Annotated in this window: 7 protein-coding genes; all 7 read right to left on the reverse strand. The window is 70.2% G+C overall.

The features are described 5' to 3' along the window. Window positions 1-26: 26 nt before the first annotated feature. On the reverse strand, window positions 27-1,505 hold the full coding sequence (locus E3T48_RS05020) for a malate:quinone oxidoreductase (protein WP_255455802.1): 1,479 nt from the start codon (window positions 1,503-1,505) through the stop codon (window positions 27-29). Window positions 1,506-1,546: 41 nt separating this feature from the next. After that, on the reverse strand, window positions 1,547-2,059 hold the full coding sequence (locus tag E3T48_RS05025; protein WP_134522735.1) for a DUF1801 domain-containing protein: 513 nt from the start codon (window positions 2,057-2,059) through the stop codon (window positions 1,547-1,549). 52 nt (window positions 2,060-2,111) lie between these two features. Continuing rightward, a complete protein-coding gene (locus E3T48_RS05030; RefSeq protein ID WP_166789639.1) occupies window positions 2,112-4,520 on the reverse strand; it encodes an EAL domain-containing protein in 2,409 nt (802 codons plus the stop codon). 238 nt (window positions 4,521-4,758) lie between these two features. Then, window positions 4,759-5,844 (reverse strand): aspartate-semialdehyde dehydrogenase, encoded by a 1,086-nt coding sequence (locus E3T48_RS05035; protein WP_134522737.1) that lies wholly within the window; start codon window positions 5,842-5,844, stop codon window positions 4,759-4,761. A gap of 196 nt (window positions 5,845-6,040) precedes the next feature. Beyond that, the gene (locus E3T48_RS05040; protein ID WP_134522738.1) at window positions 6,041-7,378 is read right to left on the reverse strand and encodes an aspartate kinase; all 1,338 of its coding nucleotides are present in this window, start codon (window positions 7,376-7,378) and stop codon (window positions 6,041-6,043) included. 305 nt (window positions 7,379-7,683) lie between these two features. Continuing rightward, on the reverse strand, window positions 7,684-8,283 hold the full coding sequence (gene recR / locus E3T48_RS05045) for a recombination mediator RecR (protein WP_134522739.1): 600 nt from the start codon (window positions 8,281-8,283) through the stop codon (window positions 7,684-7,686). A 3-nt stretch (window positions 8,284-8,286) separates the two neighbouring features. Then, a complete protein-coding gene (locus E3T48_RS05050; protein ID WP_134522740.1) occupies window positions 8,287-8,643 on the reverse strand; it encodes a hypothetical protein in 357 nt (118 codons plus the stop codon). Between the last annotated feature and the right edge of the window lie 960 nt (window positions 8,644-9,603).

Below are 9,603 nucleotides of genomic sequence, written 5' to 3' on the forward strand. Positions count from 1 at the left end.
GAGCGGCGCGACGCCGCGGGCGCCGCCTACGCGGTCAGGTTCAGCGCGGCGGCGGTGGCGGCGAGCGACGCGGCGGCGGCGGCCGGGTCGTCGGAGAGCTTCGTGCCGAGGCTCGGGATCATCTCGCGCAGCTTGGGCTCCCAGGCGGGGTAGTGCTCGGGGAAGCAGCGCTTGATCAGGTCGACCATGATCGGCGCCGCGGTCGACGCGCCCGGGGACGCGCCGAGCAGCCCGGCGATCGTGCCGTCGGCCGACGCGATGACCTCGGTGCCGAACTGCAGCACGCCGCCCTGCTCGGGGTCCTTCTTCATGACCTGCACGCGCTGGCCGGCCGTGATGAGCTCCCAGTCGGCCGGCTTGGCGGTGGGCACGAACTCCTGCAGCGCCCTGAGCTTCGTGGACTTCGAGGCGAAAATCTCGCCGATCAGGTATTTCATCAGACCGAAGTTGTGTGCGGCGACGGCGAGCATCGGCCCGATGTTGTGCGGGCGGATCGAGAACGGGAGGTCGAACCACGTGCTCGACTTGAGGAACTTGGGCGTGAAGCCGGCGTACGGGCCGAAGAGCAGCGAAGCCTGCCCGTCCACGATGCGGGTGTCCAGGTGCGGCACCGACATCGGCGGGGCGCCCACGGCGGCCTTGCCGTAGACCTTGGCCCGGTGCTGGGCGACGATCTTCGGATTCGTGGTGCGCAGGAACTGCCCGCTGATCGGAAAGCCGCCGAAGCCCTTGATCTCGGGGATGCCGCTCTGCTGCAGCAGGGCGAGCGCGCCGCCCCCCGCGCCGACGAAGACGAAGCGGGCGTTGACCTGACTCGGGTACCCGCCGACCAGGCGGCGCAGGTTCAGCCGCCAGCTGCCATCCGTCTGCTGTTTCAGGCCGGTGACGTGCTGGTTGACGTGGATGCCCGCGCCGGACTCCGCGAGGTTCTCGAACAGGTAGCGGGTCAGGGCGCCGAAGTCCACGTCGGTGCCGGAGGCGATCCGGGTGGCCGCGATCTTGTGCCCCTTGGGCCGGTTCCTGGTGAGCAGGGGGGTCCAGGCGCCGATCACGGCCGGGTCCTCGCTGTATTCCATCCCGTGGAACAGCGGCTGGTTCTCGAGCGCCGCGAACCGCTTGCGCAGGTAGGCCACGTTGTCCTTGCCGCGCACGAACGTCATGTGCGGGGTGGAGTTGATGAAGTTGGCCGGCTCGGGCAGCGCACCGATCGCGACCAGGTGCGCCCACAGCTGGCGGCTGATCTGGAACTGCTCGTTGATGCTCACGGCCTTGTCGGCGGTGACGGAGCCGTCCTCGGCCGCCGGCATGTAGTTGAGCTCGCAGAGGGCCGCGTGGCCGGTGCCCGCGTTGTTCCACGGGTTGGAGCTCTCCTGGGCGACCTCGCCCAGACGCTCGTAGACCTCGATGCTCCAGTCGGGCTGCACCTGCTTGATCAGGGTACCGAGGGTGGCGCTCATGATGCCGCCACCAATTAATACGACATCAGCCTTCGCCATTGGATTCACACTTTTCAGTGTATCTCCGGCGAACGGATGCTCCGCGCAGGTCACTGGGTGGCGGTCGCCCCTGGCGCCGGGTCGCGCGTCGCCGCGCGGGTGGCGGCCGTGGCCGACGCCGGCCTGATCCGCTGGTAGGTCGCCAGGTACCGGTCAACCGGGATGCTCGCGACCGTGCGCGCGATGATCCCCAGGTCGACGTCGGCGAGGGTCTTGAACCGCAGGCAGCTCTTCCCCATGTTCAGCATTCGACCGGTGGCCGCCCATTCGGCGCGGAACGCGGCATCCGCGGCCGGGTCGCCGTAGAGCCCCATCAGGTAGAGCGAGTTGTAGTTCTTCTGGGCGGCGACGCTGACGTAGGCCAGCGGCCGGCCGTTGTAGGTGTTCGGGTAGGTCTCCAGAGGGATCACCCAGCCGGGCATTCCCCAGTACATGCCGAGCGCATAGCCGGGCGGCATGGCGTCGCGCACGGTGTCGATCACCGGGTAGAGCACCGCGCGCTGGTCCGGCTCGAGGTCGGCGAAGTAGTTCTCGACCTCGGCGGGTACGGGCTCAGTGCTCATCCCCCCAGAATAACCGGTGCGGCGGCCCGGCCGGCGGCCGCCCTGCGTCCGCTCAGGCCGCGGGCGACTCGGCGGGGACGACGAGTTCCGCGGCCGGCACGGGAATGACCCGCGGCACCACGGCGGCGGCGCCGTACCGTTCGAGCCGGCTCAGGGTGTGCTCGAAGTTCTCCGGCACGCCGTAGTGGAAGCCCTGGGCGCTGCGGATGCCGAGCGCGGTCAGGTGCACGGCCATGGCCTCGTTCTCCACCCCCTCGACGATCATCGAATACTCGAGGTTGTCGCCGAAGCCCTGCAGCGCCGTGAGCACCTCGCGCTGCCGGATGTCGTCGAGGTCGTCGACCAGGCTCTTGTCGATCTTGAGGATGTCCATCGGCATCCGCACCAACGAGTCGACCGAGGAATCCTGGGAGCCGTAGTCGTCGAGCGCGATCATCAGGCCGAGGTCGCGCATCCGGTCGGCCTGGGCACGGATGGCCGGGGTCACCTTGGCCATCGACCGCTCGTTCAGCTCGAGGCAGAGCGAGATCCCGGGGTAACGTTCGGCGAGTTCCTCGACGAACGTGCCGACGCGCTCGGGCAGGATCTGACCGGCCTCCACGTTGAAGGTCATGCAGACCACGCGGGGTTCGACCAGGCGGAAGTCGGCGGCCGCGGCCATTGCCTTCACGGCGACCTGCCGGGTCATCGCATCGAGCCGGCCGAGGCTCTTCGCCTTCTCCACGATCGACGGCGGCGACAGCGGCCCCAGGTCGGGGTCGGTGTAGCGCACCAGCGCCTCGAAGGCCCAAATCTGGCCGGTGACCAGGCTCACGATGGGCTGGAAGGCGAGTTCGAGCAGGTCCTCGTCGATGGCCCTGGCGATGATGTCGTTCATCTGGCTCGAGCGGTGACTGGAGATGTTGATGCTGCTCTCCTGCGCGGAGCCGCCCCGACGCCGGGTCTTCTTGATCGCGAGCATGGCCCGGTCGGCATCCTGCACCAGCTGGGAGAGATCGGTCTCCCGGTGGGCAGAGTAGGCCAGCCCGATGCTCATCATCGGGTGGAACGTTGCCGGGCCGACGGTGAGCGGTTCCCCGGTGGTGGCGAGGATGCGCTCGGCCACGACCTTCGCCTCGCCGAGGGAGGTGAGGTGGGTCAGGATGACCACGAACTCGTCGCCGCCGACCCGGGCGACCAGGTCGTCCGGGCGCACGACGGCACGCAGGCGCCGGCCGAGTTCGCGCAGCACCTCGTCGCCGGCCGCATGCCCGTGCCGGTCGTTCAGCCGCTTGAAGTCGTCGAGGTCGAGGAAGAGCACCGCGAGGGCCTCGGAGTAGTCCCGGTGGTCGTTGACGTTCGCCAGCGCCGCCTGGAACGCGCCGTAGTTGGGCAGGCCGGTGAGCGGGTCGGTGTTCGCGCGCAGGGTCAGCCCCGCGACGTTCTGGCCGGCCCTGACCACCATTTCGGCGGTCGTCACCAGGGCGTCGAGTGCCCGGCGGTCGTTCCCGGTGAACGCGCCGTCCATCGCGTCCCGGCTGACCACGATGTACCGCTCGGCGCCCGGCGCAACGAACGTCAACGGCAGGCTGATTTCGCCCGGCCGGGCCGGCTCCTCGCGCACGACGACCGTTTCGACCCCGACAGCGTCGGCGACGGCCTGGCAGAGCACCTCGGCGATCTCGGCCCCCGACCGCGCGCCGGTCTCGGCATCCGCACTCAGGGCGCTGGCGCCGGCGACGAGGCCGGCCAGCCGGCGACGCATGTCGGTGAGGACGGAGATGACCTTGACGATCGCCGCGACGATCACGATTCCGAGGAGCACCTCGAGTGTGTTCACGGTCGCGCTCACCTCGACGAGGAAGGGCGGTCCCACGACGCTCCAGAGTGCGGCGAGCACAGCGACGAGGACCGCGCCGAGGACCGCGCCGGTCAGTCGGAGGGGCGAGAGCGGCGGTCGCCCGCCCCGATCGACGGGAGGACCGATGATCCGTTTGCACAGGACCTCCACCAGGAGCACGAATCCGACGTAGCCGACGCACGCCGCGGCCACCGCGGCGAGGTCGGTCAACCCGAGGACCCGAAGCCCGGTGAAGAGCCCGGCGGAGAGGAGCCCGCCCAGGCTTTGCAGGCCGGCGCTGTAGAGGGCGACCGTGATGCGGCCGGCTTCGAGGAGCACGGCGAGGAGCACGCCGAGCGCGATGGCCCCGATCGCCGTCGGCATCGACACCAGGGAGGCCATGGCCGGCAGGGCGAGAACCGGGAGGGAGATCATCGGGCTGCGGTGCGCGACGCTGCCGAGCCGCACCCAGGTGAGTTCGAGCACGCCGGCGCAGAGAACACCGAGCGCGGCGACGGCCCAGTGCTCCGGCGGAGCCGGGACGAGCGAGACCACCGCGCCGACGATCGCCAGGAGGGCGGCTGCGGCGAAGGCGGCGAGGCCGAAGCGCCCCACGCCTGCTGCCACCGAATTCCCACCCATGCTTCCACACATTAGTGCACCGGCCTCTCTGCCTGCGCCCCCCACTCCCGGTGCCCCTCGGGGCGCGGGAGGTGGAGGCGAGACCGGCACGTTTGCCCGCCGGATGTCTCGGACCCGCGCCTTGAATCGGAGAAATTCGCGACACGCCGCGTTCGCGGGCAGGACACGCCGCTAATCGCGAAAAACTCCATCCGGGACGTTCGCCTACCGCTGGGCGCGAGCGCTGGCCGTGGGTCGACTAGCCGGCGGCCGGCTCGGAGACGTGCCCGGCGGTCAGGTCGGCGGCGACGAGTTCGGCGATCTGCACGGCGTTGAGCGCGGCGCCCTTGCGGAGGTTGTCGCTGGTGATGAACAGGGCGAGGCCGCGCCCGTCCGGCACACCGCGGTCCTGGCGGACGCGGCCGACGAAGCTCGGGTCCTGGCCGGCCGCTTCGAGGGGGGTGGGGACATCCGTCACGACCACGCCGGGCGCGGTGGCGAGCAGTTCGAGCGCACGGGCGACCGTGAGCGGGCTGGCGAATTCGGCGTTTATGGAGAGCGAGTGCCCCGTGAAAACGGGCACTCGCACGCAGGTGCCGGACACGAGCAGGTCGGGCAGGCCGAGGATCTTGCGGCTCTCGTTGCGGAGCTTCTTCTCTTCGTCGGTCTCGAACTCGCCGTCGTCGACGATTGACCCGGCCAGCGGCACCACGTCGAACGCGATCGGGCGGGCGTAGAGCACGGGGTCCGGCATGGCCACGGCCGAGCCGTCGTGCACGAGCTGGAGCAGGTTGTCATTGAGCGCGGCGGCGCGCACCTGGCTGGCCAGCTCCCGGGCGCCGGCCAGTCCGCTGCCGGACACGGCCTGGTAGGTGCTCACGATCAGGCGTTCGAGGCCGGCCTCGTCGTGCAGCACCTTGAGCACGGGCATGGCGGCCATGGTGGTGCAGTTCGGGTTGGCGATGATGCCCTTGACGGCCTGCCCGATCGCCTCCGGGTTGACCTCGCTCACGACCAGGGGGACCTCGGGGTCCATCCGCCAGCCGGAGGAGTTGTCGATGACTGTGACGCCGGCCGCGGCGTAGCGCGGCGCCTGGGCGCGGGAGAGCGTGGCGCCGGCGGAGAAGATGGCGACGTCGAGGCCGGTCGGGTCGGCGGTGGCCGCGTCCTCGACGACGATCTTCTCGCCCTTCCACGGCAGGGTGGTGCCGGCGGAGCGGGCGGAGGCGAAGAAACGGATGCCGGCGACCGGGAAGTCCCGCTCCTCCAGCAGGCGGCGCACGACGGCGCCGACCTGGCCGGTGGCCCCGACGACGCCGATCTGGATTCCTGCGGTGCTGGTCACGATGTTGTCCTTACGGTTGGCATTCGGTCCGACCCGGTCGATCTTCCTGAGTCAATGTTCATAACTCCTGCAATTCTTCCAGTTCGGGGCTGGAGGCGGCACTCCCGGCGGATCTCAGTCGAAATTGCAGGAGTTATGCGCGAAGCGGCGGTGTCATCGGCGCGGCCGAGGCGGCAGTGCCGGGACGGGATGCCGGCTAGCGGCCGGTGCCGCCGTGCACGATCGCGTCGTCGGCGGCGTCGAGCCCGAAGGCCGTGTGCACGACCCGGAGCGCCTCGTTGATGGTGTCGGCGCGGGTCACGACCGAGATCCGGATCTCACTGGTCGAGATCATCTCGATGTTGATCCCGGCCTCGTAGAGCGCCTCGAACAGGCGGGCCGAGACGCCGGTGTTGGTGCGCATCCCGGCGCCGACGAGGGCGAGCTTGCCGATCTGGTCGTCGTATTGCAGGCCGGCAAAGCCCACGTTGTCCTGTTCGTTGGTCAGCGCGGTCAGCACCTGCTGGCCCTCCGACTTGGGCAGGGTGAAGGAGATGTCGGTCAGCCCGGTGGACGCGGCGGACACGTTCTGCACGATCATGTCCACGTTGGCGTTTGTCTTCGCGACGATCTTGAAGATCTGGGCGGCCTTGCCGGGGATGTCGGGGACTCCGACGACCGTGACCTTCGCTTCGCTCAGGTCGGCGGCGACCCCGGCGATGATTGGTTCTTCCACTGTCTCTCCATTCGCGGTTGCGGGATTGGGCTGTGCGGCGCCCGGGACCGACGAGCTCGGGATGGCGCCGGTCCGGCCGGTCGTCAGCGGGTTGTAGACGATGGTGCCGATGTTGTTGTTGAACGAGGACCGCACGTGCAGGGTCACCCCGTGCCGCCTGGCGTATTCCACCGCCCGAATATAGAGGACCTTGGCACCGGCGGCGGCGAGTTCGAGCATTTCCTCGCTGGTGATCCGGTCGAGCTTGTGCGCGCGGGGAACAACGCGCGGGTCGGCCGTGAAGACGCCGTCGACATCCGTGTAGATCTCGCAGATGTCGGCGCCCAGGGCGGCGGCGAGGGCGACGGCGGTGGTGTCGGAGCCGCCGCGGCCGAGCGTGGTGATGTCCTTGGTGTCGCGGTTGAAGCCCTGGAAGCCGGCGACGATCGCCACCGCCCCGTCATCGAGCGCGTCGCGGATGCGGCCCGGGGTCACGTCGACGATGCGCGCGGCGCCGTGCTGGGCATCCGTGATCATGCCGGCCTGGCTGCCGGTGAAGGACCGGGCGTCGTACCCCATGCTCTTGATGGCCATCGCCAGCAGCGCCATCGAGATGCGCTCCCCCGCGGTGAGCAGCATGTCCAGTTCGCGCGGGGCGGGGATCGGGGTGACCTGGTGGGCCAGGTCGAGGAGCTCGTCGGTGGAGTCGCCCATGGCGGAGACGGCGACGACGACCTCGTTGCCGGCCTTGCGGGTGTCGACGATGCGCTTGGCCACGCGCTTGATGCTTTCCGCGTCGGCGACGGATGAACCGCCGAACTTCTGCACGATCAAGCTCACGTGGGACTCCTGAACATCGGGTAGGCGGGCACAGCCCAAGCTCCCATCATAAATGCGTTTGTATTCGGCGACGGCAATGTGACGGCATGTGCGCCCGGGTGGCCGACAGTCCGTTGAGGCGGAGAAATTCGCGACACGCCGTCTTCGCGGGCGCCGCCGACGGCGTGTCGCGAAAAACTCCGCTCGAACGCCCGCAACGGATGCCGCGGTGCCGGAGCAGGAGCGCCTCGCGGTCGCGGAACGGTGCGGGACGGGCATCCGTGGGCGCGGAGGGGCATCCGTGGGTGTGGGCTAGTGGGCGTGGGCTAGTGCGTGACGGTGCGGCGCCCCTCGAAGGCCCGGCCGAGGGTGACCTCGTCGGCGTATTCGAGGTCGCCACCGACGGGCAGCCCCGACGCGAGGCGGGTGACCGTGATCTCGAGGGTCGTGAGCAGCCGGGACAGATAGGTGGCCGTTGCCTCGCCCTCGAGGTTGGGGTCGGTGGCGATGATGACTTCCTGCACCGTGTTGTCGGCGAGGCGCTGCATCAGCTGGCGGATGCGCAGGTCGTCGGGCCCGATGCCGTCGATGGGGCTGATCGCCCCGCCGAGCACGTGGTAGAGCCCCTTGAACTCGCGGGTGCGCTCGATCGCGACGACGTCTTTGGCCTCTTCGACCACGCAGATCATGGCCGGGTTGCGGCGGGGGTCGCGGCAGATCAGGCAGGTTTCCTGCTCGGAGACGTTCCCGCAGATGGAGCAGAAGCGCACCTTGTCGCGCACCTCGAGCAGCACGTTCGCGAGCCGGGTCACGTCGAATTGCTCGGTCTGCAGGATGTGGAATGCGATGCGCTGGGCGGACTTCGGGCCGATGCCGGGGAGCCGGCCGAGTTCGTCGATCAGTTCCTGAACGATGCCTTCGTACATGGACTAGTCGCCTCTGCTTCGGGATGCCGGGATGTGATCTTGTTCTTCGAGGAAGGTCGCGCCGAGGATCTCGCGCACGACGGATTCTCCGTAACGCTGCTTCTCGGCGAAGGCCGGGCCGCGCCGGGCCTTCGCCGCGGCGGTGCCCGCCGGGGCCTTGCCCGCCTGCGGTGCCGTGCGGGTGGCGGGGGAACCCGGGTGCCCAGCGGTCGTCTGGGTGCCAACCGGGCCGGAAGCGGAGCCTGCTGCTGACGCGACGGGCGACCGGGAATCCGGGACGGATGCCGGGACGGATGCCGGCGGACGCGCCGGCGCCGACCGCTCGAACCGGTCGGGCGGGTACTCATCGTCGGGCGGCACGTCGCCGTCCTCGTGGGGCGGCGGTTCGTCGTAGGGCGGCGGTTCGTCCTCGAACGGGGGCGGGTCGTCGAACGGGGGCGGGTCGTCGAACGGGGGCGGCGAGGGGGTGTCGCTCGTTCCCTCCGGCGCGGCGGGTGCTGCCGCCGTGGATGCGGAGGGCGTTTGTGCCGAGGGCGGGGATGCGGAGGGAGTGGGTGCCGAGGGCGGGGGTGCGGAGGGCGGGGGTGCCGAGGGTGTGGGTGCCGAGGGTGTGGGTGCGGAGGGCGGGGGTGCCGAGGGAGTTGCCGGGGACGGCACCGAGGCGGACGACGCGGTCGATGCGGGAGACGGCGCGGCGTCGGGCGTCCGCGGCGGGGCTCCACCTACCGAGGCTGCCGATGCCGATGCCGATCCCGGGATGACTGCGGTGGCCCAGGCGGTGACCGCCGCTCCGGCCGGCGCCGGGGTTCGCATCGGGCGCTCGGAGGCCGGGCGCGCTTCGGTGCCGGGACTGGAACTGGGACTGGAGTGGGAAGCGGCGTCAGAGCCAGAGCCAGAGCCAGAGCCAGAGCCAGAGCCAGCATCAGCATCAGCATCAGCATCAGCATCAGCATCAGCATCAGCATCAGCATCAGCGTCGGTGTCCGAGCCAGAGTCGGTGTCCGAGCCAGCGTCAGCGTCGGTGTCGGTGTCCGAGCCAGGCCGAGAGCCCACACCGTGCCCGGACTCGGGCCCAGACTCGGACTCGGACTCAGGCTCGGGCTCAATCCCGGGCTCGGTGTCCGGCGGTGCGTCCTCGGATTCCGGCGGTGCGTCGTCGTCGGTGGCCGGCGCCGGCTCGGTGGCCGGAACTGGCGCGCCGCCGGCGGCGCGCCCTGCTCCCCCACGGTTGGCCTCGGCGCCGGACCGCTCGGGAACGCTTCGGTCCTCGGTGCGGGCGGACTCCGACGGGCCAGCGGGGGGCCACGGGGCCGACGGGGC

Source organism: Cryobacterium fucosi, assembly GCF_004403515.1.
In the GTDB taxonomy this organism is placed as follows: domain Bacteria; phylum Actinomycetota; class Actinomycetes; order Actinomycetales; family Microbacteriaceae; genus Cryobacterium; species Cryobacterium fucosi.